Here is a 25,048-nt window from a genome sequence, read left to right on the forward strand (position 1 = left end):
AGGGCTTAATCTAGCATCAGCCAATGCAAACATTGCCTTGCGGGTCTTCAAACACCGGTATTGCGTCAAGATTATCAAAAGCACCTGCTAAGCAGTTGCCTGTTTTAATATCGAATGCTGCGCCATGGGCACTGCATAGTAAGCGGTGCCCATCTGACGAAATGATGCTGTCCGACCGGTAATTTAATGGTAAGTATTGGTGGGGGCAGGCATTAACGTAGCAATAAATGACACCATTTATGCGCGTTACAATCATCGGGAAAGGTGTGTCGTTACTAATAACTTCTATGCAGTGTGCATTGCCTTCTTCTATAAGATGAGAAGGGCAAACAATAGCCCCCTCTTGGGGGGCATTTGCATAGTTACGCCAAGCGTCTTGCACAGTGTTTCCTTTTCGTCAGCGCTAATTATGTTATTAAGCGTTTTTGCTATTCTGCAGTGCTTTGTAACACGCCGCGGTTAATTTGGTCCTCTTCGATGGATTCGAACAGAGCTTTAAAATTGCCCTCTCCAAACCCATCATCGCCTTTACGCTGGATAAACTCGAAGAAGATCGGGCCAATCACTGTTTTAGAGAAAATTTGTAGCAAAATTCTGGTTTCGCCACCGCCCACGACACCTTCGCCATCAATCAAAATGCCGCGGTTACGAAGTTTATCGAGAGGCTCTTGGTGACCTTTTACGCGCTCAAGTGATTTTTCATAATAGATGCTCGGCGGACCAGGCATAAACTCAAGCCCTGCGTCAGCGATGGAATCTGTGCCGGTGTAGATATCGTTCGTTGCAATGGCGATATGCTGAATACCTTCGCCATTGTACTCGCGCAAGTACTCCTCAATTTGGCTGTGATCGTCGGCACTCTCGTTAATCGGAATGCGAATTTTGCCATCGGGAGAAGTTAATGCGCGGCTAGTAAGGCCGGTAACTTTACCAGCGATATCAAAGTAGCGTATTTCGCGGAAGTTAAAGGTGTCATGATAAAACTTATACCATGTGTCCATATTGCCGCGAATAACGTTATGAGTCAGGTGGTCAAGATAGTAAAAGCCAAACCCTTTAGGCTTAGGATCTACCTCATCTAACCAGTCAAACTCATTTGCGTAACAGCTACCTTTATCGCCATACGTATCAATAAAGTAAAGCAGCGAGCCACCAATACCGACAACCGCTGGCGCATCGATAGATTTATTGCCAGTGAACTCTTCAGCCCCTAACTCAACGGCACGTTTTAGGGCGTGCTGAGCATCAACAACGCGCCAAGCCATGGCCGGTGCACAGGGGCCGTGCGCCTCAATAAACGCTGACGCATGGGAGTTAGGCTCGCTGTTAAGCAGATAGTTAATATCACCCTGACGATAAACGGTGACTGACTTGTCACGGTGTTTTGCAACAGGAACGAAGCCCATTTGCCGAAATAGGCTGTCTAACTTTTCCGGCTCAGGATGGGCAAATTCAACAAATTCAAAACCATCGGTGCCCGCTGGGTTTGCATCGCTTATGGTTACGTTTGGCGCGTCATGAGGAAAAGGTCCCATCGCTGTCTCTCCTATTATTATCTTGTAAGTGAACAGGCTCAGTATAGGGAAGAGATGGTGCAATTAGGTTGCAAACTAACCTAAGATAACGCCAAATAGCGCACAGCTTGTGCGTGACTGGAGTGTTGTATGCACGGAATTTCTTTGGATCGATATGATCTTGCAATTTTATCAGTTTTGCAGAAGAACTCAGACCTCACCAATTCAGAGTTGGGAGAACGTGTCAGCCTGTCTCCCTCTCAGTGCTCCCGGCGCAAAGCGCGGCTAGAAGCTGAAGGGGTGATTAAGGGATATTCGGCGAGGCTTGATGCCTCCAGCTTAGGGTTTGGCTTGCGTGCGATTACTCGCGTTAATCTCAAAGCGCATGGTGAGAGCATGGATGATGATTTTGTAACGTTACTGACAAAGCACGCCATGGTGCGTGAGGCTTATTCTGTGTCGGGGGATGCGGATTATGTACTGCATGTGATCGCCAAGGATCTCACCGAGTTTTCAGACTTTATTCACCACCACTTATTACCTCATCCTAATGTCACCCAGGTTCGCTCTGAAATCATACTGCGGAGTATGAAAGAAGAGCAGGGGCTGCCGGTGAGCGGTGGCTAAGCGATGTCCGAAGTCACTGGTTTTTCAGGCAGGCCTAAGCAACTACGTTAGTTTTGTGTGGTGAGGGTGCTATGCGTCTAAAATTTTACTGTCAGAACCGGATCGGTATTCTTCGCGATATAGTGGCCCAGTTTGCTGACTACCGAATAAATGTCGCGCGGGGCGAAGTTGGCGGCGAGCAGGGCAATACCATCTACTTGCATGTCCCGAAGTTGCTTAATGCTCAACTGAGTACGCTTAAACCGGCACTGGAAGCTATTCCAGGGGTGTTTGGCGTCAAACGTGCGAGCTTGATGCCCAGCGAGCGTCGTCATTTGGAGTTGGATGCATTGCTGTCTTCGCTGTCTGACCCCGTGATGTCGATAGATATGCAGGGTCGCATTGTAGCGGCCAATCGTATCGCCGTTCAGGTATTGGGGGTACGCGTTCAAGAAGTGCCAGGGCTATCGCTGGATCGCTACCTTGACGAAGTCGATCTTCCTGAGGTGATTCGACGCAACAACTCACGAATCAATGGGCTGCGGATTAAGCTGAAGGGCGATACCTATCTCGCCGATATTGCACCACTGCACACCGAAGATACTAAGGTGGATTCATTAGCCGGAGCGGTGGTGACATTGCACCGTGCCGACCGTATCGGGGCACGTATTTATCAGGTGCAGCGCCAGGAGCTGCGTGGCTTTGAGGCCATCTTTCAGTCGAGTTCACGACTGGCCGCCGTGATCAATGAGGCGCGGCGCATGGCGCCACTGGATGCGCCGTTGCTGATTGTAGGGGAAACAGGGACTGGGAAAGAACTGGTCGCCAGAGCCTGCCATTTGGCAAGCCATCGCGGGCAAGCGCCGTTTGTGGTGCTCAACTGTGCCGGGCTGCCAGAATCAATGGCCGAGACAGAGCTTTTCGGTTATGCGCCGGGTGCTTTTGAAGGCGCTCGGCCAGAAGGCAAGCTTGGCCTTCTGGAGCTTAACGAAGGCGGCACCGTGTTTCTCGATGAAGTCGGTGAAATGAGCCCACGGCTGCAGACAAAGCTGTTGCGTTTTCTTCAAGATGGCGGCTTCCGGCGCGTGGGGAGCGACGAAGAAACCTTCCTGGATGTCCGAGTGATCTGTGCTACTCAACAGAACCTGCCGCAGCTGTGTAGTGACGGGCTATTTCGACTGGATCTTTATCACCGACTTAATGTGCTGTTGCTACAGGTCCCTCCCTTACGTGAATGTTTGGACGGCATCGAGGAGTTGGCGAGCTATGTGCTTGATCGTGCGGCGCGCCAGATAGGCTGCCCTTTGCCTGAACTTTCACCTGCTGCGTTGGAAAAAATCACCCGCTACGACTGGCCGGGCAACGTGCGTCAGTTGGAAAATGTATTGTTCCAGGCGGTGTCGCTATGTGAAGAGCAAGCCATTCAGCCGGTGCATTTGCGTCTTCCTCACAGCGAAGCGTCTTCTGAGCTAGCGGGTATTCCGTTAGAGGGAAGCTTGAGCGACATGCTAGGCGAGGTGGAGCGAACTATCTTGAGTACGCTGTATCAGCAGTACCCCTCCAGCCGCCAGTTAGGCAAGCGGTTGGGTGTTTCCCACACGACCATTGCCAATAAACTCAAACGTTACGGTATTGGTGCTCAAGACGGTACTTGAAACGATACTTGAAACGGCACTTGAAACAGCTCTTGAGACAGCACCTGAAGCCGTATTCAAGAGTCTACTTAAGCAAAGTCTTAAAAAAATGCGTGTAGCAAGCGAATTAACTGTCACGATTTGTTTACAGTTTGTCAGAAAAATACAACAGCGAGACACCACGCTTCGGCATTTTTTTCCGAGTGTAACGATTTCTTTACAGTTTCGTGCCGCTTCTACGGGCAGCGCCTCGCCGAATGCGATTTAACCCCATTCCTGCCCTATGGCTATCTCCCTAGACTCTTTATAGATTGCTCTTTATAACTGATTGACCGCAGTTGGTTGGCTTTTATGGGCAGTTAATCGCTCTTAAGTAGCTGTTCTAGCTGCTCATAATAAATAGCCTAAAAAACAATATAAATTTATAAGGTTTCCCAATGACAACGACAAATACGCCCCCCAAAACACTGTGGCTGGGCCGCTGGGGGTTTGTGCTAGCAGCCACTGGTTCGGCAGTGGGTCTGGGTAATATCTGGAAGTTTCCTTACATTACTGGCGAATTCGGAGGTGGCGCTTTTGTGCTGGTCTATTTGGCCTGCATATTGGCGGTAGGTGTGCCTATCATGATGGCTGAAATCAGCTTCGGGCGTCGTGGCAGGGGCAGCCCGATTGATGCTATCCGTCGAGTGGTGCATGAATCGGGGCGCGGCAGTTTCTGGTCGATTTTTGGCTGGATGGCCATGCTGTGTGGTTTCATGATTCTGTCGTTCTACGTGGTGGTCGCTGGCTGGTCATTTTCCTATCTGTGGAAACTGCTGAGCGGCGGGCTAGCCGGTAATAGTGTCGATGAGATGGCGGCAATTTTTGCCGCTAATAATGCCAATCCTTTCACGTTAGGTGCCTGGAGCACGCTAGTGACGGTGCTGACCATGTTCATCGTCGGCAAAGGCGTACAAGCAGGCATCGAAAAGAGTGTTAGTTGGATGATGCCAGGCATGGTGATCATGCTGGGCATACTGATCGGCTACGGTGCTTTTTCTGGTGGCTTTGCCGAAGCTTGGTCTTTTCTGTTTTCTTTCAATGCCGAAGGGTTAAGCAGTGAAGGGCTCTTAGCAGCACTGGGGCATGCCTTCTTTACCTTGTCGCTCGCGTCTGGTGCCATTCTTACCTACGGCTCTTACCTGCCAGAAGGGCACTCCATTGCACGCACGACATTCAGTGTCGCCATTGCTGATACCGTTGTCGCGCTGATGGCTGGCTTGGCTATTTTCCCGATTATTTTCGCTAACGGAATGAATCCCGGCCAAGGGCCAGGATTGATTTTCATGAGCTTACCGCTGGCCTTCCAAGCAATGCCGTTTGGCACCTTGTTTGGTGTGCTGTTCTTCGTGATGCTATCAATGGCCGCGCTTACGTCGTCGATCTCAATGATCGAAGCGACAGTGGCTTGGCTCGTTGCCAGTAAAGGGATGACGCGTAAACGGGCATCCTGGGGTGTGGGTATCGTACTGTGGCTGGTGAGCACCCTGGCAATGCTGTCGTTCAATGTGGGCGCAGACTGGACGGTGGCAGGCCGTACTTTCTTCGACTGGCTGGATTACCTGACCTCCCGCTGGATGATGCCGCTAGGCGGTTTAGGTACGGCACTGATGGCAGGCTTCCTGCTGCGTACTGAACTATTCAGGGAAGAACTAGGACTCTCCCGTACCCAGCACACACTGTGGCTGTTTATGGTGCGTTACGTTAGCCCGTTAGGCATCGTGTTAATTTTCATCGATGCGCTGGGCCTCGCTACCCTCCAGATAGGTACTCAGTGGCCGTGGTTGCTAGCCCTGCTGGTGGTTATTACCGTGGTGGGCGAGTTGGCTAGCCCGCGCCTGCGTCACCAAGCGTCGTAAGCTACCTAAGCGCTCCCATCGCTAGTCGATGGGAGCGCTTTGTATTAGCGTGCCGCTAACGCATCAAAGGCATTGGCGTTAGGGCATAAGCGACGGCACTCATCAAGCTCAGCACTTGCTCGCATTGCTTTCCAACAATCGCCAACGGCTGCGCAGGCGTTGCAGGTGTCACGCAGCGCACGATAGTCAGCAAAACCGTGTTCCTTCAGCATACTCTCCTTAAGAGCACTCTCCCTGATACCGAAGCGCTGCAGCATAACTGGCATTAAGGTGTTGGCTGGGCTGAAATGAGCGGGTTGGCCTGCTGCTAGCTGCCTTGCCACTGCCTGCTCAAAGCCTGGTTCTAGCGGTCTTTCCAGGTCATTGATCAGTGCATCATAGCTAGCGCCTGCTTGCTGCTTTATGTTGCGGGCTAACGTCGTGGTTGATGCTGTATAGCAGCGCTCTGTGAGGCGCCCCCACCAAGAGGTGGTATCGGTGTGCTGGGCAGTATCCATGGTCAATCTCCCTCGGCGATTCTTGATGATGACATCAGTATCAACCGACGAGAGATAAACTATCTTGATGCGGATCAAGTTGGTTTCAAGTGAAACAAACAGGCGGGGCCATAGTTGCTACCAAGTGACGATGACAGTGTGATGGGGATCTTATCCTACTTACCAGCTTTGCAAAGTGCGACTAAGCCCGCCTTAGATGTTACGCCGAGCTTGGCGTAGGCACGCTTGCGGTAGGTTTCAGTGGTTGAAAAAGCGATCTTGAGTTTGGCCGCCGCTGTTTTGAGCGTGTGGCCACGTAGTAGATAGAGGCACAACTGACGCTCGCGTTCGGATAGCGTGGCCAGCGCGGCAGCTTCGCAAGAACTAAGCCGCTCGGGCCTGGCAGGAGCATTGCTGTAATGGCGGCGAATTAAACTGGTCAACAGCGGCGCTAAGCTATTTAAGCAATCCAGATTAGCTGAGGTGAAGGGGCCTCTCTGTGTACCTCGATAAAGATTAAGATAATAAGCGCCCTCTTTGGCGGCAATGTTGAGTGATACCTTGTCAACAAGATCTGGAAACGCAAATAGATGATTACGATATGCTGGCGACATCGCTTCCACCTGCATAGTAGTTAATACGTCGATAAGCGTACTCTCCGGCTGGCCTGCCAGTTGGCTTAGTTGCAGGTAATTCGGATCCTGCCGGAACAGGCCACTTACGTAGATGTGAGCCAGACGATCAGCAACGCGTGGAAGCTGATGATTGGCGGCCAGTAAACAATCGATCTCGCCGTTCGTCGAGTAGCCAAAAATCATACATTGTTCGATACCAACGGCTTGATGCAGTAACGCGAGCAGTTGGCTTTCGAAGTTGTCCCTTTCCACGGCCTCAATGCAGGTCGCCACACTTGGCAGAAGGTTTCCCCATTCGATTAGCTGGGTGTTAGTCATTTCTTGCATATGTCCCCCGCCATCACGAGATAAGCTAAAGCTAATGGTCAGTTATGTCCCGTTTTTTACGGGACAACCCCCTTAAAACCTTCAGTGTAGGCTAGCGCTCTATACGGCCTATATACCCTCCGTAAAACACCCATTTTAAAAATAACAGTAATAGGAGTATGTCATGCGACCAGCAGGCAAGGGTGAGCTTGACTCGTTATATTTTGATTATCCGCATTTCCCCTTTGTGTGTCCCGCTGAATTGAGAGGTGAGAGGCAACAGCACCGGGTTGCCATTGTCGGGGCAGGTCCTGTCGGCGTCGTTGCCGCGCTGGAGCTAGCGCGTCAAGGTGTTCAGTCTGTACTGCTTGATGATAAGGCGACGCTCAATGATGGTTCCAGAGCGATCTGCCTATCCCGTCATAGCTTGGAAATACTCCAACAATTAGGCCTTGAGCAGCAATTTATAGACAAAGCGCTTGGCTGGACGCGAGGGCGCTCCTATTTCCATGATCAGGAAGTCTATCGTTTTGAGATGCCACACTCAGAACACGAACGCTTTCTGCCGATGTATAACCTACAGCAGCAGTATATTGAGCATTTTCTGGTCGGTAAGGCGATGGAAAGCCCGTTAATTGAAATGCGCTGGCAGCAGGCCGTTAGCGATGTCACGCAAAGTGATACCGGCGTAACACTGCGTGTTTCCACTCCGCAGGGGGATTACCAATTGAGGGCCGACTATCTGCTGGCGGCGGATGGTGGACGCAGTGTTGTGCGCAAGTCGTTTGATCTTTCGTTGCACGGTGAGTCCTATGAAGGACGCTATGTAATTGCTGATGTACGCATGAAGTCTGACTTTCCGACCGAGCGCAGGGCTTTTTTCAGCCCTTCAGTAATGCCTGAATCTACCCTGCTGGTGCATAAACAGCCTGATGATATCTGGCGCATCGACTATCAACTATTGCCGAACGAAAGCCCCGAGCAGGCTGTTACCGAGAGTGCCATTCGTGAACGCGTTGGTATGATCATCGAGATGCTAGGCGAGGAGGGGAAGTGGGAGCTTGAGTGGTGGAGCCTTTACAAAGCCTACACGCTGGCCCTCGACGATTATCGCCATGGCCGTGTGCTGTTTATTGGTGACAGCGCCCATTTAGTCCCCATTTTTGGTGTGCGTGGGCTTAACAACGGGCTGGCCGATGCGATTAATGCCGCCTGGAAGCTAGCCTGGGTACTCAAAGGTGAGGCTTCCGAGAAACTGCTGGATAGTTATAGTCCAGAACGGCGTGGTGCCACATTAGAGGTCTTCGCGAATGCCGGTAAGAGCACCCGCTTTATGACCCCGCCCAGTCAGGGATATCGGTTGATGCGAGATGCCGCACTATCGTTGGCCCTACGTAACGACTACGCAAGCCGCTTTGCCGATCCTCGGCAAGTTACGCCCTACACCTATGCTGAAAGCCCAGTGACGGCAGAGGATGACAAGAGTTTTAGTGCAGGTCCGATACCTGGTGCACCGTTAATCAATCGCCGATTAGGCGAAAACAACTTCTTGCTCGACCACTTGGGAACGGGGTTCAACCTACTGGTGTTTAGTGAGGATGGTAGCGTCACGCCTGAGCTGCAGGCCGTCTTAGTCGACCTTCAGAAACACTACAGCAGTCTGGATGTATTGGTGATTGCCCGCCATGCCAGCCCGACATTTTTTACTACATTGATTGACCACCAGGGTGCTTGTTTCGATGGTTATGACGCAAGTGCTGGAAGCGCTTACTTAGTACGCCCTGATCGTCATATCACCGCCCGCTGGAAAGCAGTTGATGCTGCTTCCCTTAGCGCCGCTTTCAAGAAAGCACTAGGAGAATAATGCCCATGACAGCGATATCGACATCAACAGCCTCTTCACAAGCAGTTTTACCGTTTGCCGACCTTGAACAGGTTTATGAACAGCTAGCCGTCACGCTAGATTCGGTGCCTGAGGCACAGCACACACGGCTGCTTGCCCAGTTGGCGCTAGCGCTTGCCCACCGGATACCCGATATCAATCAGGTAGTCGCGGCGATTAATGAAGCGCGCGAGGGTACCCGCCTTAATGAGAGAAAAAAGTAGGGAGGTAATTAGAAGTGGGAATTAGCGGTAAATAAGAGTGGAGGAGAAGGAGTGGGGAAGGAAGAGGGGAAGGAAGCGCTTCCCCTCTTTAATAGAAAATATTTGATAGCGAGTGTTTGATGACGAGCGTTGGGTAAAGAGTGCTTAGCCAAGCACATTTAATAATAAAACGCTTAGTAAAGAACGTCTCAGGGACTAACAACACTCGCTTCGATACGCTCTTCGGCCGCTGCATTGACTAACTGTTCATGAAAGAAGGCAAGTGCGGCAGGCGCGTCAACACCACGACTCTTTATCGACTCACTCCAGGCATCCTGTAAGTTGCTAGCAACGCCTCTCAGGTAGTCAATGTCTTGTTCCGATGCTTGGGTAAAGGTTGCGCCATTCTCTTCACCAAATTCAACGCCGCGCTGGTCGGAAACATCCATCATATAGCCAAACAAGCGTGAAAGCCGCTCACCCGATACGCTTTCAATCGCCGCTCGGTCTTCGTCCGACACTTGGTCCCAGAACATCGGGTTCATAACAATCGCAAAGCTGCCGCGATAGAAACCGCCGTCTACGGTAAGGGTGTGCGGAGCCACTTCAGCCACGCGGAAGCTGCGCAAGCTCTCAAGCGTTAGCATCGCGCCGTCGACAACGCCCTGGGAAGCTGCTTCGTAGGTGCCTGTCGGAGGAATGGAGACCCCGGTCACTGACATTGCCTCGGCTAAACCACTCATCACGCCGCCGCCCACGCGCAGCCGTTTGCCAGCAAGCTCATCGATGGAGCTTATTTGGTCACGGGTAAATATTTGCCCTGGCCCGTGTACGCCCATCGCAACGACATCAACACCTCGGTGCTCATTGGCTTGCTGCAAATACTCTTGGTGGGTGTGCCAATAGGCAGCCGAAGCATCTTCTGAAGAGAACTCCTCAAAGGTGGGGAACTCAGGTAGCTGCGTGGCTAGAAAACGGCCCGCCATATGGGCGTGAAAAATCCAGCTGGCGTCTGCAATGCCATCAGCAACGATCTCCATTTGTGCGGGAGGAGGCCCCATGTCATGCACCACTTCTACCGTAACACGGTCATCCGTGGCTTCCTCTATCCACGCCTTCCAGGTCGGCCAAACAATGGTATTAATACCGTGATTCGGCCCACCCCACGTGCTAACGGTGATCGTTGCCTGAGCAAATGAAGACATGCTGAACGCCATGCTGGAAAGCGCGATAGCTCCCACGAGTAAGCGAGCTGGTTGTTTCATGCGGAAACTCCAAAACGACGTTATTAACGTCTGTGTTGTTATTGGTAACGCCTAACACCGAGCAAGTGGCGCCTTCTCAGGTGGCGTAAGTTACAACGCTTACCTTGCCTTTGGATAGTTTCAATAGCAACTAATTTAAAGTTGATTGAATTGATACTTAAGTCTTAATTTTTAAAGTTTTGGAGGTTCGCTCTAACGGACAGTAAGGCTTAGTGGTTTCAATCGGCTGATTCAACGAATTGGGATAGCGGTCTCTTCTTTGATATTACGCAGCACGAAATTGGAGCTGACCTGGGAAATGCCCTCCAAGGTGAAGAGTTTTTCATTCAGAAATCGGTCATAAGCTGCCATGTCCTCGATCACTACCCGCAGTACGAAATCGGCGTTGCCGGTGGTGGCATAGCACTGCAGCACTTCTGGATATTGCAGAATGCGATTTTCGAACTCGACGGTATTGTCGATGTGGTGGCGAACCAACGTCACCATGACCAGTGCTGATAGTGGTTGGCCCACTAGGCTGGGTTCCACCAACGCCGCAAAGCGGCGGATAACGCCACTCTCCTCCAGGGCTTTTACGCGTCGCCAGCAGGCAGCGGGGGAGAGCCCGATCTGTTCGGCGAGCTCATTGTTGGTAATACGCCCCTGTTGCTGAAGCAGGGTAAGAATGCGCTGATCATGCCTGTCTAAAGTGATTTCTTTGGTTGCTTCTTTCATGGTGTCATTTCATTTATTTGTGGTTTGTTGAATATCATTGCGTCAAAGCTAAAAAAATGAAAGTAATGATTAATAACCAGACGTTTGAAGAGCTAATTAGCAAGCACCTTTAGTGCGCTCTTGGCTAGACTCAGATGTATTACAACCATAACTCTTCAACCGTACTGGTGAACTCTCATGACAACCCCCTCAATTGCTGAGCAGGCGGGTTCTATTACCCAGCCTCTCGAGATCGCACTCGATAATTATCAGCTGGCCGACCGCTATAGCCGCGGCGAAGGCCGTATTTTTCTTACTGGCACCCAGGCATTGGTACGCATCGCCTTACGCCAAGCCGAGCTTGATCGCCACAATGGCCGCCAAACGGCAGGGCTTATCAGTGGCTATCGTGGCTCGCCCTTAGGCGGTGTAGACCAAGAAATTTGGCGGGCGAAAGCCGCTATGGAAGCGCATCACATCGATTTTGTCCCTGCGATCAACGAAGACCTGGCCGCTACCATGATGCTTGGTTGCCAACAGGTGGAGACAGATCCTGAGCGGCAAGTCGAAGGCGTCTTCGGCATGTGGTACGGCAAAGGGCCAGGCGTTGACCGTGCGGGCGATGCGTTAAAGCACGGTAATGCCTATGGCAGCTCACCGACTGGCGGTGTGCTGGTGGTCGCGGGTGATGACCATGGGTGTGTGTCGTCCTCCATGCCACACCAGTCGGATGTCGCCTTTATGGCCTGGTTTATGCCGGTTGTAAGCCCTGCCTCATTGGCGGAGTACGAGCGCTTTGGGCTATGGGGTTATGCACTTTCACGCTTCTCTGGTTGCTGGGTGGGGTTCAAAGCCGTTTCCGAAACCGTAGAGAGTGGCGCATCGGTGGACGTGCCGCCCTTGCCGGAATATGTCACGCCGGATTTCGAAATGCCGGAAGGCGGGCTGCACTACCGCTGGCCGGACCTGCCGGGACCGCAGCTTGAGACCCGCCTTGAGCACAAGCTGGCCGCCGTTCAGGCGTTTGCCACCGCCAACCCGATTGATCAGTACTTATTTCGCCAGGAACAGGCGACGTTTGGGCTGGTTACCACCGGCAAGGGCCACCTGGATTTACTTGAGGCGCTGCGTTTATTAGGGCTGGATGAAGCGAAGCTGCGTGAATTGGGGGTGGAAATATACAAAGTCGGGATGGTGTGGCCGCTCCATCGCCCCGGCATTCTTGAGTTTATTCATGGCAAGCGCGAAGTGCTGGTCATTGAAGAGAAGCGCGGCATTATTGAAAGTCAGCTTAAAGAGTATATGTCCGAACCCGACCATCCTGGCGAGGTCATCGTGACCGGCAAGCAGGATGAAACCGGCAAGCCGCTAATTCCCTTTGTTGGAGAGCTGGGCCCGCGCCTCTTGGCAGGCTTTGTCGCCGAGCGTTTAGCGCGCTTTTTCAACATTGATTTTAGCGACAAGCTGGCAACTGTTGATGCTTGCCAAGCAGGCGTGAAAGAGCTCGGTGGTGTACGCCGCATGCCGTATTTCTGCTCCGGTTGCCCACACAACAGCTCGACCAAGGTGCCGGAGGGCAGTAAAGCCTTAGCGGGCATCGGCTGTCATTTTATGGCGTCGTGGATGGGCCGCAACACCGAATCTTTAATTCAGATGGGCGGCGAAGGCGTTAACTGGGTGGGCAAGAGCCGCTTTACCGGCAATGGCCATATTTTCCAGAACTTAGGCGAAGGCACCTGGTTTCACTCGGGGTCAATGGCGGTGCGTCAGGCAGTGGCTGCCAACGTTAATATTACCTATAAAATCCTGTTCAACGATGCGGTTGCCATGACGGGCGGTCAACCCGTGGATGGGCAAATCAACGTGCCGATGATCGCCCGGCAATCGCTGGATGAAGGCGTTCGTCGGGTAGTGGTGGTCAGTGATGAGCCCGAAAAATACCGCGGGCATGAAAAGGAGTTTCCTAAGCAGGTAACCTTCCACGGCCGTGAAGAGATGGATACGCTGCAACGTGAACTGCGCGAAATTCCAGGTTGCACCGTGTTGATTTATGACCAGGCATGCGCGGCTGAAAAGCGCCGTCGGCGCAAGCGTGGTTTGATGGAAGACCCCGCCCGCCGGGTGTTCATTAACCATCATGTTTGCGAAGGTTGTGGTGATTGTTCTGTGCAGTCCAACTGTTTATCGGTGGTGCCACGTGAGACCGAACTAGGCCGCAAGCGCAAAATCGATCAGTCGTCCTGCAACAAGGATATGTCCTGCGTCAGCGGCTTCTGTCCTAGTTTTGTTACGGTTGAAGGTGGTGGGTTGCGTAAAGGCCAGGGCGTCACGGCAGATAATGCCTTTTGGCAACGTATAGCGCATTTGCCAACCCCTGCGATTGCCACTTTAACGGCTCCTTACGACTTGCTGGTGGGAGGCGTTGGAGGCACGGGCGTGGTGACCGTTGGGCAGCTGATCACCATGGCAGCTCACCTGGAAGGCAAGGGCAGCAGCGTGCTCGACTTTATGGGGTTTGCGCAAAAAGGCGGGGCGGTACTGAGTTATGTGCGTCTGGCATCACAGCCCAGTGAACTGAATCAGGTACGTATCGAAGCTGGTCAGGCCGATGCGATGATCGCTTGCGATATGGTCGTAGCGAGTTCGCAGAAAGCGCTAAATGTGCTGCAGCCGACCACGCGTATCGTGGCGAATCTGGCCGAGCTAGCCACGGCGGATTATGTCCTTTATCGCGATGCGGATATGCAGCCCAGTAAGCGCCTTAATATGTTGCGTGAAGCGGTAGGCGAGGAACGCTTTGCTTCCCTGGATGCCAATCGCCTAGCCGAACAGCTGCTGGGCGATACGGTGTTTTCCAATATGATGATGCTGGGGTTTGCCTGGCAACAGGGGTTGGTGCCGCTTTCTGAACCTGCGGTGCAGCGTGCTCTGGAGCTAAACGGCGTCGCTGTGGAGAAGAACCGTCAGGCATTTGCCTGGGGTCGTTTGGCTGCGGTGGAGCCCGACTACCTTCAGCAGCATTTGGATACGCTACCCCTGTCCGCGAATGCCACACTGGACGATGTAGTTGCGCGTAACAGCCGCCACCTGGAGCGCTATCAGAACCGTACCTGGGCTGAGCGTTACGTTACTCAAGTAACGAAAGTGCGTGAAGCAGAAACCGCGCTAAAAGGTAGCCAATCGTTGAGTGAAGCCGTCGCCCATCAGCTTTATCGCTTGATGGCGTATAAAGATGAGTATGAAGTGGCGCGCCTTTACACCCAGAGCGATTTTCTGGATGAGGTCAAAGCAACGTTCTCGGGTGATTACCAGCTAACCTTCCATTTGGCGCCGCCGCTGCTGGGTGGGCGGAAAGATGCCCAAGGGCGTCCGGTGAAGCGTCGTTTTGGCCCTTGGGTGCTGAAGGCAATGGGCGCGTTGGCCAAGCTGCGCGGTTTGCGCAACACCGCGCTTGACCCTTTCCGCTTCAGCGCTGATCGCAAACTCGACCGCGCTTTATTGGCTGACTATGAGCAGTTGATCGATGAGTTAGTGGTTCGTCTTGATGGCACAAATCACGCCACGGCCATAGCGCTTGCTAAGCTGCCGGAAGAGATTCGTGGTTTCGGACCCGTTCGCGAAGCTGCCGCTGAGAAAGCCAACGAGCGCCGCGAGACGTTGTTGAAGGAGCTACGTGAAGGGCGCTCGAAGACCATCGCTGTCGAAGTCGCTTAAGGCAACCCAATATAGGTAAAAAAGGCCACGCAATGAGTATAATGCCAGTCAGTTAAGGCTGACTGGCATTAGCCGATGGGCTGGGTTTGTAGGCCATTGTAGGCCAAGGTCAAGGTGGATTCCCGATAACCCCACTCGGGAATGACGGGGTTTGGTGGCCGGGAATGACACTTTCTATTCTGTCATTCCCGCATGCCCTGCCACTTCGTCATTCCCGCATGCCCTTAGCGGGAATCCAGTTTGATTTTCATACCCCAGCCTCAGCGGCTAAGGTCAAGGTGGATTCCCGATAACCCCACTCGGGAATGACAGTGCGGTAACTCGGGAATGACAGTGCGGTGGCCGGGAATGACGGGAGTTGGTGGCTGGGAGTGACAGTGATTCAGCTAGGTCTCTTTTCGGCGGCGTACCAGCAGCCAGTGGCTTAGCAGGGCGAGCAGCCCCATCAGTCCGATCGTCAAGGCCATGGTGCGCGAGCTGCCGTCGTGGAATTGCCCGACTAATCCGCCTACCACAGCGGCAATCGTCATTTGCAGAAAACCAAACAAAGAAGACGCTGCGCCCGCACATTGAGGGTTGGGTGCCAGTGCACCGGCCATTGTTTGTGGCATCAAAATGCCGACCCCCAGCATAAATACCATATGCGGCCCCACTACTGCCCACGGATGATGAACGCCAACGGTGGCCAAGCCCGCCATGACGACGCCCCCAGTTGCGCAGATTACGCTGCCCAAAGTGACGAGGCGATCACGACCCAAACGGTGGCTATAGCGGCCGCTGACCAGAGTGCCGACGAAGAAGCCCGCGACAATCAGTGTGAACATCACGCCATACAACGTAGGTGCGACACCCAGGTATTCGATGAGTACAAAAGATGAGCCCGAAAGGTACGCGAATAGCCCGGAGAACGCGGCCGCATTTACCAAGGTGTAGCCGATAAAGGCACGCTGAGTCAGTAGTAAGCGGAAATTAGCCAGTACTGTTTTCGGGTGAATCGATTGCCGTCGCTCCTTCGCCAACGGCTCGGGTAGCATAAAGATCAGCACCGCCAGCATCACTGCCGCGTAGAGCGCTAGCACCACGAACACCGATTCCCAGCCAAAAAACAGCAGTAACCCTGCGCCCACCACGGGGGCTAGAGCAGGGGCGAGGGCCATCGTGCTTGCCATATAAGAGAGAATGCGCCCAGCCTCGATCGGGCCATGAATATCACGCACCGATGCCCGTGCTAATACCGGTCCAGCAGCACCGCCGAAGGCCTGCAGGAAGCGGCCTACCAGCAACCACTCGACGCTAGGCGCCCAGGCACACAGTAAGCTCGCAGCGAGAAACAGCGATAACCCTGCAATCATCACCGGGCGGCGGCCAAAGCGATCAGAGATTGGCCCGCACACTAGTTGGGCCAGCGCGAATCCAGCCATATAGAGGCTAAGGGTTAGCTGTATTCGGTCTGGGCCAGTATTCAGCGCGTCTGCCATCGCGGGCATGGCTGGCAAGTACATATCCGTCGCCAGCGGGCCAAGTGCAGTCACCGCGGCCAGTGCCACGACGGTGGCGGTAGAGGGCAGCTTTAGCACCCCTTAACTCCTTTTGGTTGGATGTGATGCCCCTTCGGACACGAGACGGGCGCCTTCCCGAGTGGAAAGACGCCCGCTTATGTTAGCCTGCTTAGTATAACTTAATCGTATCGCTTTATTTGGCTTGGCTTCAGCTTAGTTGGCGTCAGGCTGTGCCTCGGGGGCGGCTTTTTCGAAAGCTGGCAGCGCACGACAATTGGCAGCGATGCGCTGGATCGTCGGGTAGGCTGACAAATCGCACTCGAAGCGCTCTGCGTTATACACCTGAGGAATCAGGCAGATATCCGCAAGCGTTGGGGAGTCACCATGGCAAAAGTCGCCGCTGCTGGGGTCAGTAGAGAGCGTCGCTTCCAGGGCTGAGAAGCCCTCGGTAATCCAATGGCGATACCATGCTAACTTGGCCGCCTCATCCACCCCTAGTTCACCGACGAGATACTTGAGCACCCGCAGGTTATTGAGCGGATGAATCTCGCAAGCCACCGACTGGGCAAGCGCACGAACTCTTGCGCGCGCTAGGGCATCCGCCGGTAGCAGCGCAGGCTTGGGGTGTCGCTCATCGAGATACTCACAGATCGCCAGCGACTGGTTGACCACTGAGTTATCATCCAACACTAAGCTAGGCACCATTCCCTGAGGGTTGCGCGCCAGCTGGTCACCACCCCGCTGCTCGCCTTTCACCAAGTTGATCGGAACCTGATCGTAGTCCAGGCCTTTCAGGTTTAAGGCGATCCGCACCCGGTAAGCAGCCGACGAGCGGAAATAGCCGTAAAGCGTCGTCATGTTACCTTCCTTGTGTTGACTTTATTTGGGCTGATACTTCACGACTTGCTGATCGATGGTACCAAATATGTTGTTGCCATCGCGGTCAAACATCTCGATGCGCACCCGGTCGCCAAAGCGCATAAAGGGAGTTTTTACCTGGCCGTAGAGTATCTGCTCGACCATGCGTACTTCGGCCAAGCAGCTATAGCCTACGCCGCCGTCAGCCACCGGCTTTCCAGGGCCGCCATCGGGGTCTGGGTTGGAAACAGTACCCGAACCAATCACAGCGCCCGCGCCGAGGTAGCGGGTCTTGGCCGCATGGGCAACCAGCTGTGGAAAGCTGAAAATCATATCGGGACCCGCTTCTGGCTCGCCAAACTTCTCATCATTCAGGTGCACGGTCAGCGGCAGGTGCACTTTGCCTTCTTGCCAAGCATCGCCCAGTTCGTCTGGAGTCACCGCGATGGGCGAGAAAGCAGAGGCGGGCTTGGCTTGGAAAAAGCCGAAGCCCTTCGCCAGCTCGCCTGGAATGAGGCCGCGCAGGCTGACATCGTTGACCAGCATCACCAGTTTAATGTGCTTGGCGGCTTCCTCGGGAGTGACGGCCATCGGCACGTCATCGGTAATAACTGCGATCTCACCTTCAAAGTCGATGCCATGCTCTTCACTGACCGCTTCGATATCTTCGGTGGGCGCCAGGAAGCAGTCGCTACCACCCTGGTACATAAGTGGATCGGTCCAGAAGGTTTCGGGCATCTCAGCATTACGCGCCTGACGTACCAGCTGGACATGGTTTAGATAGGCGGAGCCGTCGGCCCACTGATAGGCCCGCGGTAACGGAGAGTGCAGCGCCCGCTGATCAAGCTCAAAAGCACCGTCGGCATCATCACTATTTAGTTGTGCGTAGCGTTCTTCAAGCTGAGGGCTAACGGCTTCCCAGCTTTCAAGGGCCGCTTGAAGTGTGGGAGCAATATCAACAGCGCTTACGGCACGGGCGAGGTCGCGAGAGACGATAATGAGTTCGCCATCGCGGCCTTTGTTCAGTGTTGCAAGTTTCATGGGCATTCAATCCTTGTCGTCAGGGGGCGATAAGTTTTACGGCTGGTTTGGGTTGAAGTGCGAACGCAGCGTTGACCAAACATCCACATAGTCACGTTGGCGGAAGTCAGCCTCCAGAGCCGCAGGGGTTGGGTGGAATAAGTAGCGGCTTTCAAACATGAAGGCCAATGTATCGCCTATGAAGTGTGGCTTCAGCTCAGCGTTGGAAGCTTTCTCAAATGTCTCAGCATCCGGGCCGTGGGGTGACATTGAGTTGTGCAGGCTGGCACCGCCTGGAGTGAAGCCTTCTGCTTTTGCATCGTACTCGCCATGAATAAGCCCCATAAACTCGCTCATCAGGTTGCGATGGAACCAGGGCGGTCTGAAAGTGTTCTCGGCAACCATCCAGCGCGGCGGGAAAATCACAAAATCAAGATTGGCCATTCCCGGCGTATCGGAGGGGGACGTTAATACGGTGAAGATTGACGGATCCGGGTGGTCGAAGCTCACTGTATTGATGGTGTTGAAGTTGGCGAGATTATATTTATACGGCGCGCAGTTGCCGTGCCACGCCACCACATCTAACGGCGAATGGTTGAGCTTTGTTTCCCAGAAGCGACCAGAGAACTTAGCGACTAAGCGATAATCACCTTCCAGGTCTTCATAGGCTGCCACCGGGCTTTGGAAGTCTCGCGGGTTGGCTAAACCGTTAGCCCCAATGGGGCCGAGGCCGGGTAGTTCTAGAGGGCTGCCGTAGTTCTCACAAATATACCCCCGCGCAGCGTCAACACCCTGTGCTTTACGCACTTGGAACTTCACGCCGCGAGGAATAACGGCAATCTCACCGTTATCAATCTCGAGTTCACCAAATTCGGTGCGTAGACGAATAGCCCCCATTTGCGGAACGAAGAGCAGTTCGCCATCTGCGTTGTAGAAAAAGCGTTCAGTCATGTCTGCATTGAACGTATAAACATGCACACCCACACCGGCCTGAGTGGCCGCATCCCCGTTCACTGCAATGGTAAACAGGCCATCGATAAAGTCAGTTGGTGCATCCGGTATCGCAACCGGGTCCCAGCGCATTTGGTTGGGGTCCGCCGCTGGCTTCTCTAATGGGGATGTGTGTACGTTGCTATTTTCCAGTGGCTGATACGCGCTCTGAACAACTGAAGGGCGAATGCGATAAAGCCAGCTACGAAAGTTTTGATGCCGAGGCGCAGTGAATGCGGAACCAGTGAGTTGTTCAGCATATAAGCCGTAAGCACACTTTTGCGGTGAGTTTTGCCCAATTGGCAGTGCACCCGGCAGCGCTTCGCTTGAAAAGTGGTTATGGAAACCGTTCTGATATTGCAATTGTTCAGTCATTGTTAAGACCTGCTGTGTTTGGACGTTACTTAAATAAATCTAAGTCTTATAAACATAGACGCGGCGATTAATCACCATCACCAACCGCATGGGAAATGGCTGCTTCTAGCACGGTTTGATCGCCGATATGATTAGCCAGTAACAAGATCAAACGGGCATTGATGCGCTCACTCTCTGCCTCGCTGCGGTCGCGATGTAGCGCGGTGAGTGCCGCGTAAAAGGCGTCCGGATCAGTGAAGTTGGGATTTAATTCAAGCCTTGGCATGGCAACGCTCCTGAAAGATCGTGTCAGCGGTACCCGCAAGATAAACGCCCAGCGCGCGGTCTAATGCATCTTCAACCTGGTGGGCAGTGACGGTGTGCCAGCGAGCAGTAACGTGCTGGTCAGGACGGATAAGGTATCCGCCACCCGCTTTGAGGCCGTAGCGTTGCGTCACTAGCCCTTCGGTATCGTCTATCACGGTGGTGCGCGGTAGAGCGCCAAACTCATCCGGAGCTGGGCCAACCACCACAAGGCGTAAGTCAGTGTGGCGATCTAACAGCTCGCTCAGCTCTCTTAGCGGCGCAGTGGCGTGACCGTCATCAATACGGCCATCGAGTAGCAGTACAAAACCATTACCCAACTGGTTGAGTAGCCAAGCGTTCTGCTCGCCCAGGCGAATGGGGGCGTCCTTAGCCGAGCTACCAGGGCGCAGTTCGCTTGGGCCACTATCAACATCGGGCGTATTAAGCGGTGAGCTATCGTAGCGACACGGCATGGAAAGGCGGCCGCTGTTGACTAGGCTACGTGCGAAGGCATGTTTCTCCGCCAGCTCCAGCGTCACATCGCGGAATACCTGGCTGATATGGCTCTTCGGGGTAATAAAGTCGGTGGCGCGAGTAGAGTTAAGCAGGTTTTCTGTCGCGCCGTGCTGGCGCTCGGTGTTATACGTGGATAAGAGTGTTTTCGGTGCCTGGGCTTTGAGAACACGCGCCAGTTTCCAGGCTAAGTTCTCCACACCCTGGAGGGCGCCGTTGGCACCTCTGGCGCCAAAGGGGGATACCTGATGAGCTGCGTCGCCCATAAATATCACGCTGTGATGAATGAAGTTATCCATCTTGCGGCAGCGGAAGGTGTAGACACTGGCCCACTCAAGCTCAAACTCCACGTCCGGGCCAAGCATCGCCTGCACGCGCGGGCGAATGTTCTCTTCTTTCTTTTCTTCTTCCGGGTCAGCGTCCCAGCCTAGCTGGAAGTCGATACGCCACACATTGTCGGGTTCTTTGTGCAGCAGCACCGATTGATTGGGATGGAAGGGCGGATCAAACCAAAACCAGCGCTCTGTCGGGAAATCAGCCTTCATCACCACATCCGCAATCAGGAAGCGGTCTTGAAATACCTGGCCTTTGCAGTCAAGGCCTAGCATGTCGCGGATGCGGCTGTTGGCACCATCCGAAACAAGCAGATAGTCACAGGTCAGTGAGTAGTCACCATCCTGAGTCGACACCTTGATGGCGGTGCTATCAGGCTGAGCATCAACATCAATGACCTTATGTTTCCAGCGCAGATCAATTTGCTCAGCAAAGTCGTGAGCGCGATTGACCAGAAACTCTTCAAAGTAATACTGCTGCAAGTTAATAAAAGCGGGAATGCGGTGGCCATCTTCTGGCAGCAGGTTGAAGTCATAGACTTCGCGGTCTTGGAAAAAGACGCGGCCATGTTGCCAAGTGACGCCTTTTTCAAGCATCGGCTCGACGCAGCCTAAACGGTCAATAATTTCCAGTGAACGCTTGGCAAAGCACAATGCCCGCGACCCCACGCTAACGGTGTTGTTGTCGTCCAGGACAATCGAATGAATGCCTTGCTGAGCCAAATCGATAGCGGCGGCGAGGCCGCTAGGTCCGGCACCGACAATCACCACCGGATAATGGCGAACATCTTGAACATCAAGCTCAGGCGGGCGTCGGTAAGGATAGACAGGATTTTTATAGGTTGTTGGCATCTATTGCTCCCCTGCAGCTGTCGGGTGAATGACACCCGACAGCTGGGCATGATCAGTGGGTGTCTCTAGTTAGCACTTACTGATTTTCGACGGCGTCCTGCAGGGAGTGCCACATGGCAGTATCGCGCTCTGCCGTCCAGATACGTGGATCTGGATATTCGCCACCTGCTTCGTCGTAGCAGCGAGTGATATCGAAAGGCACGCAGTGATCAAAGATGACCCAGTGGCCATACTTAGGCTTCAGAACCGCGTAGGTCTCGGCGTAGCACTCGGAGAGTGATTTACCCGCTGCTTTGCCTGCTTTGACGCTGCCATACATATCGCTCAAGAAGTCGCGGGTGCCCTGAATGGCTTCCTGGCACTGTTCGGCAGTTTGCAACGCATCGCCACGGCCGGGTACCAGCTTCTGGGGCTGCATGGCCTGTAGGCGATCAAGCGTAGCAGGCCAGTCCTCGTGATAAGCATCACCGGTATAAGGGGTGGCGCCATACTCAACGAGGTCACCGGAAAACATGATTTTTTCTTTCGGTAACCAGACGACGGTGTCGCCCTTGGTGTGTCCACGGCCAAGATGAATGATCTGCACCTCACGCTCACCCATAAACACCGTCAGCTTTTCCTGGAAGACGATGGTTGGCCAAGTCAGGCCAGGCACAGAATCGACCCCTTTGAACAAGCGGGGGAAGCGGCCAACCTCGGACTCATAATCTTGCTGACCACGCTCGACAATCAGGTCATAGGTGCTCTGGCTCGCGTAGATATTCTCGGCATCGTATGCGGATGCGCCGAGAACACGCACGGCATGGTAATGGGTCATGACCACATGCTTAATCGGTAGGTCAGTCACCTCGCGGATACGGCGGATAACGTCCTGGGCCATGATCGGCGTTGCCTGGGTGTCGATGACCATTACGCTGTCATCGCCAATCACTATGCCCGTATTGGGGTCACCTTCAGCCGTGTAAGCATAGAGCCCCTCTGCCAGCTTAGTGAAACTGATCTGTTTCTCTTCGGTATCGGCATGGGACGCGAATTTCTTACTCATGGTATCTCCAGTGCTAACAGGGTGGTTCAGCTGTTTATTGGATTGTTGTATGCCATGAGGATAGTTTCTAATGAAACTAAATGTCCAGCTCTCTATAGGCGCGTCAGCCGTTATTGTGCATTAAATCGACAATAAACCCCAATAAATCAGATTATTATTGCAATATAATACCTAAGTATAATAATTAAAGTCAGTAAATTAGTTGCATAAGAGAGTATCTGTCGGCACTGTTCTGGCTAATGCTGACAGGGCTTGCCCTGAGCATTGGCAACCTAACGCTGATGACATTTTGGGTTGATAAAGGCCAGTAAACGGTGAGTCGTTTTAGTTGAAATAGCGTTATTGGATGGAGCCAAGAGGACTCTCTTCCTCAAGGTGGTCAGTATGATAGGCGCGTTGCTGGTGTCTATATTCCCAGCTATGGTGCTGATTTTTATCATCACCCCCCTGATTAAACGGTGGCTCTAGGAGAAACACAATGACGATGGATAAAGCAGCAAGCGATACTCCTCTGGAGTCTTCAGCCAGGGCAGAGTTGGATCTCAACCAGTTTTTACCCTACCAACTTAACCGTTTAGCTGACCGAATCAGCCAGGCGCTAGAGAAGCTTTATGCCGAGTCTTATGACCTCAATATTGCTCAGTGGCGTGTACTTGCGTGGCTTAGCCACTGTGATGATTTAACCGCTAAGAAGGTGTGTGCCTACACCAATATGGATAAGGCGCGCGTGTCTCGGGCTATTCAGTCGCTGGAAGAGCGTGGGCTGATAAGCCGCACGCCATCCCAGCAAGATCAGCGACTGCATGACTTACATCTGACCGAGGTAGGGCAAGCGCTACTTAATCAACTCGTGCCCGAAGCGCAGGCGTGGGAAGCCGACCTAGTGTCTACCCTCAGCGTTGGTGAATATCGTGACTTGCTCAATACCATGCGCAAGCTTGAGCGGCAGTTGGAGAGAATTGGTTAACAGCGCGACATCATACAGACAAGCCAAGATGGCAGAAGATATCTCTATGTCGATATCCCTATATCGACACCTCTGTCGTCACTGGTGTGTCATTGATGGGCAAGAAAATGTGATTTGTGTAACAAAAGGCTAGGTTAAAAATTATTCCCCAATAGCCATTGATAGTGACTCAGAGAGGCTGCTTTTTTCCAAATAAATATCTGTAAATTAAGAACTATATGGAGTTTGATACTTAAGTATTAGCATCTATTGGTCGATGGGTTGTTGCATGACCCAGGTATCTGTAGGCATTGTGATAAATAACGTGATTCACTAGATTTTAAAAAGATAAAAATAAAGTATCATGTTTTGCGCTTCGACTTCGTGACGACCAGAGGAAAGAAAAGTGAATAAAACAACAAACCTGATGATTGGCGCTATCGCCGCCGCAACGCTGAGCACTACCGCCTTGGCCCAAACGACCATCACCGTGAGTACCTGGGCAGGCCCCAATCACGGCATTAACACCATCGTTTGGCCAACCTGGAAAGCGTGGATTGAAGAAGCCACAGAAGGCCGTGTAACAGTAGAAGTGATACATGACATGGGGCCCCCAGCGTCACAAATGGAGATGGTCGCTGATGGTATCGCTGATGCCACCTGGGTTTTTCATGGCTATAACACTGGCCGCTTTCAGTTAACCAAGCTGCCGGAGTTTCCTACCTTTCAAGAATTTTCTTCAGAAAATGCCTCCAGTGCCTATTGGCACACACACCAAGAGTACTTGGCAGCTGCGGGTGAACACCGTGGCGTAGATGTTGTGGCTGCTGGTGTCCACGGGCCTGGCTGGATCTTCAGCAGCGAGAAGTATGAAACCTTAGAAGACCTTAAGGGCAAGCGTATTCGCGTTGGCGGTGGCGTGATGGGGGATCTCTCCAATGCCCTAGAGCTAACCGGTGTCGCCTTGCCGCCCACAGGCGTTTATGAAGCGGGTTCTCAGGGCGTTATCGATGGAGCCATGCTTGTTCCAGAAGGGCTGCGTAGCTTCCGTGTCGCAGAGATTTTCCCCTATACCCTCACGGTAGACGGCGGTTTCTACCGCGGCAGTTTCACTATCGTTGTCAATCCGATGATCTGGGATGAAATGTCGCCCGAAGATCGTGAAGCCGTTGAGTCCGTCTCTGGTGAGCGGCTGTCTCGCCTGTTTGGTTACATGATGGATGTCGTGGATGTCCGGGGCGTCGACTTTGCCGAAGAGCTTGGTCATACCTTTACCGAACTCGGTGATGAAGATCTCAATACGCTGAAAAGTATGAGTAACAGCATGATCGCTGAGTGGGCTGAGTCTGTTTCAGAAAACCGCAACGTTGATGCGATGGCCGCTATCGAGTTCTATCGTGAGCAGCTTGTTGCTGCAGCGGAAGAAGAGAGCGTCAGTAGCCTGGTACCAGATGAATTTGTGTCTGGCGAATCACTACCAGACGACACACAGTAACCCCTACTGGCG

22 protein-coding genes are annotated in these 25,048 nt (G+C 53.1%); 9 read left to right on the forward strand and 13 right to left on the reverse strand.

Translation table 11 applies throughout. The annotated features are described in order from the left end of the window. Positions 1–16: 16 nt before the first annotated feature. Entirely contained in the window at positions 17–382 is a 366-nt protein-coding gene (locus HVE01_RS15095; protein ID WP_146944954.1) for a Rieske (2Fe-2S) protein, read from the reverse strand. Positions 383–428: 46 nt separating this feature from the next. After that, complete coding sequence (gene hppD / locus HVE01_RS15100; protein WP_125752479.1) at positions 429–1,535, reverse strand: 4-hydroxyphenylpyruvate dioxygenase; 1,107 nt, start codon at positions 1,533–1,535, stop codon at positions 429–431. A gap of 129 nt (positions 1,536–1,664) precedes the next feature. On the opposite strand from hppD, the gene HVE01_RS15105 reads away from it, so the two are divergent. The 3 genes from HVE01_RS15105 to HVE01_RS15115 all read left to right on the forward strand — a co-directional run bounded on the left by HVE01_RS15105 (position 1,665) and on the right by HVE01_RS15115 (position 5,652). Continuing rightward, a complete protein-coding gene (locus HVE01_RS15105; RefSeq protein ID WP_125752476.1) occupies positions 1,665–2,141 on the forward strand; it encodes an Lrp/AsnC family transcriptional regulator in 477 nt (158 codons plus the stop codon). Positions 2,142–2,212: 71 nt separating this feature from the next. Further along, on the forward strand, positions 2,213–3,775 hold the full coding sequence (locus tag HVE01_RS15110) for a sigma-54-dependent transcriptional regulator (RefSeq protein ID WP_146944955.1): 1,563 nt from the start codon (positions 2,213–2,215) through the stop codon (positions 3,773–3,775). A 416-nt stretch (positions 3,776–4,191) separates the two neighbouring features. Beyond that, the gene (locus tag HVE01_RS15115) at positions 4,192–5,652 is read left to right on the forward strand and encodes a sodium-dependent transporter (protein ID WP_146944956.1); all 1,461 of its coding nucleotides are present in this window, start codon (positions 4,192–4,194) and stop codon (positions 5,650–5,652) included. Positions 5,653–5,696: 44 nt separating this feature from the next. Here HVE01_RS15115 and HVE01_RS15120 read toward each other — a convergent pair whose 3' ends face one another. After that, a complete protein-coding gene (locus HVE01_RS15120; protein WP_125752464.1) occupies positions 5,697–6,149 on the reverse strand; it encodes a hypothetical protein in 453 nt (150 codons plus the stop codon). Between the two features lie 155 nt (positions 6,150–6,304). Continuing rightward, on the reverse strand, positions 6,305–7,090 hold the full coding sequence (locus HVE01_RS15125; RefSeq protein ID WP_146944957.1) for a helix-turn-helix transcriptional regulator: 786 nt from the start codon (positions 7,088–7,090) through the stop codon (positions 6,305–6,307). A 163-nt stretch (positions 7,091–7,253) separates the two neighbouring features. Between HVE01_RS15125 and HVE01_RS15130 the strand changes: the two genes are divergently transcribed. Together HVE01_RS15130 and HVE01_RS15135 are read left to right on the forward strand one after the other, a co-directional pair. Further along, positions 7,254–8,933 carry an FAD-dependent monooxygenase gene (locus HVE01_RS15130; RefSeq protein WP_146944958.1) on the forward strand — a complete coding sequence of 560 codons (1,680 nt, stop codon included), beginning with the start codon at positions 7,254–7,256 and terminating at the stop codon, positions 8,931–8,933. A gap of 5 nt (positions 8,934–8,938) precedes the next feature. Further along, positions 8,939–9,175, forward strand: a complete 237-nt coding sequence (locus HVE01_RS15135) for a hypothetical protein (protein ID WP_244973760.1) — start codon at positions 8,939–8,941, stop codon at positions 9,173–9,175. Positions 9,176–9,363: 188 nt separating this feature from the next. Here the strand turns inward: HVE01_RS15135 and HVE01_RS15140 are convergent, their stop codons facing one another. Continuing rightward, the gene (locus HVE01_RS15140; protein ID WP_146944960.1) at positions 9,364–10,419 is read right to left on the reverse strand and encodes a TRAP transporter substrate-binding protein; all 1,056 of its coding nucleotides are present in this window, start codon (positions 10,417–10,419) and stop codon (positions 9,364–9,366) included. 231 nt (positions 10,420–10,650) lie between these two features. Next, positions 10,651–11,133 (reverse strand): Lrp/AsnC family transcriptional regulator, encoded by a 483-nt coding sequence (locus tag HVE01_RS15145; protein WP_120386160.1) that lies wholly within the window; start codon positions 11,131–11,133, stop codon positions 10,651–10,653. Positions 11,134–11,310: 177 nt separating this feature from the next. Between HVE01_RS15145 and HVE01_RS15150 the strand changes: the two genes are divergently transcribed. Both HVE01_RS15150 and HVE01_RS20140 read left to right on the forward strand, forming a co-directional pair. Continuing rightward, positions 11,311–14,826, forward strand: coding sequence for an indolepyruvate ferredoxin oxidoreductase family protein (locus HVE01_RS15150; protein ID WP_146944961.1), 3,516 nt, complete (start codon positions 11,311–11,313; stop codon positions 14,824–14,826). 164 nt (positions 14,827–14,990) lie between these two features. Further along, positions 14,991–15,119 (forward strand): hypothetical protein, encoded by a 129-nt coding sequence (locus tag HVE01_RS20140; protein ID WP_280529805.1) that lies wholly within the window; start codon positions 14,991–14,993, stop codon positions 15,117–15,119. A gap of 93 nt (positions 15,120–15,212) precedes the next feature. On the opposite strand, the gene HVE01_RS15155 is transcribed toward HVE01_RS20140, so the two are convergent. The 7 genes from HVE01_RS15155 to HVE01_RS15185 form a co-directional block, all read right to left on the reverse strand. Then, positions 15,213–16,403: a multidrug effflux MFS transporter gene (locus tag HVE01_RS15155; RefSeq protein WP_146944962.1), complete on the reverse strand. Its 1,191-nt coding sequence runs from the start codon at positions 16,401–16,403 to the stop codon at positions 15,213–15,215. A 135-nt stretch (positions 16,404–16,538) separates the two neighbouring features. Beyond that, on the reverse strand, positions 16,539–17,183 hold the full coding sequence (maiA, locus tag HVE01_RS15160) for a maleylacetoacetate isomerase (RefSeq protein ID WP_146944963.1): 645 nt from the start codon (positions 17,181–17,183) through the stop codon (positions 16,539–16,541). 21 nt (positions 17,184–17,204) lie between these two features. Then, on the reverse strand, positions 17,205–18,224 hold the full coding sequence (locus HVE01_RS15165) for a fumarylacetoacetate hydrolase family protein (protein WP_146944964.1): 1,020 nt from the start codon (positions 18,222–18,224) through the stop codon (positions 17,205–17,207). A gap of 36 nt (positions 18,225–18,260) precedes the next feature. Continuing rightward, positions 18,261–19,568, reverse strand: coding sequence for a homogentisate 1,2-dioxygenase (hmgA, locus tag HVE01_RS15170; protein WP_125752445.1), 1,308 nt, complete (start codon positions 19,566–19,568; stop codon positions 18,261–18,263). A gap of 67 nt (positions 19,569–19,635) precedes the next feature. Next, positions 19,636–19,833, reverse strand: a complete 198-nt coding sequence (locus HVE01_RS15175) for a DUF2783 domain-containing protein (protein ID WP_089040449.1) — start codon at positions 19,831–19,833, stop codon at positions 19,636–19,638. After that, positions 19,820–21,550, reverse strand: a complete 1,731-nt coding sequence (locus HVE01_RS15180) for an FAD-dependent oxidoreductase (RefSeq protein WP_146944965.1) — start codon at positions 21,548–21,550, stop codon at positions 19,820–19,822. Before HVE01_RS15180 ends, HVE01_RS15175 begins: the two co-directional genes overlap by 14 nt. A 76-nt stretch (positions 21,551–21,626) precedes the next feature. Next, the gene (locus HVE01_RS15185) at positions 21,627–22,595 is read right to left on the reverse strand and encodes an MBL fold metallo-hydrolase (protein WP_089040451.1); all 969 of its coding nucleotides are present in this window, start codon (positions 22,593–22,595) and stop codon (positions 21,627–21,629) included. Positions 22,596–23,073: 478 nt separating this feature from the next. On the opposite strand from HVE01_RS15185, the gene HVE01_RS15190 reads away from it, so the two are divergent. Both HVE01_RS15190 and HVE01_RS15195 read left to right on the forward strand, forming a co-directional pair. Next, on the forward strand, positions 23,074–23,562 hold the full coding sequence (locus HVE01_RS15190; RefSeq protein ID WP_125752439.1) for a MarR family winged helix-turn-helix transcriptional regulator: 489 nt from the start codon (positions 23,074–23,076) through the stop codon (positions 23,560–23,562). 385 nt (positions 23,563–23,947) lie between these two features. Further along, positions 23,948–25,036 carry a TRAP transporter substrate-binding protein gene (locus tag HVE01_RS15195; protein ID WP_146944966.1) on the forward strand — a complete coding sequence of 363 codons (1,089 nt, stop codon included), beginning with the start codon at positions 23,948–23,950 and terminating at the stop codon, positions 25,034–25,036. The last annotated feature ends 12 nt before the right edge of the window (positions 25,037–25,048 follow it).

The organism is Vreelandella venusta (assembly GCF_007989605.1).
Lineage (GTDB): Bacteria > Pseudomonadota > Gammaproteobacteria > Pseudomonadales > Halomonadaceae > Vreelandella > Vreelandella venusta.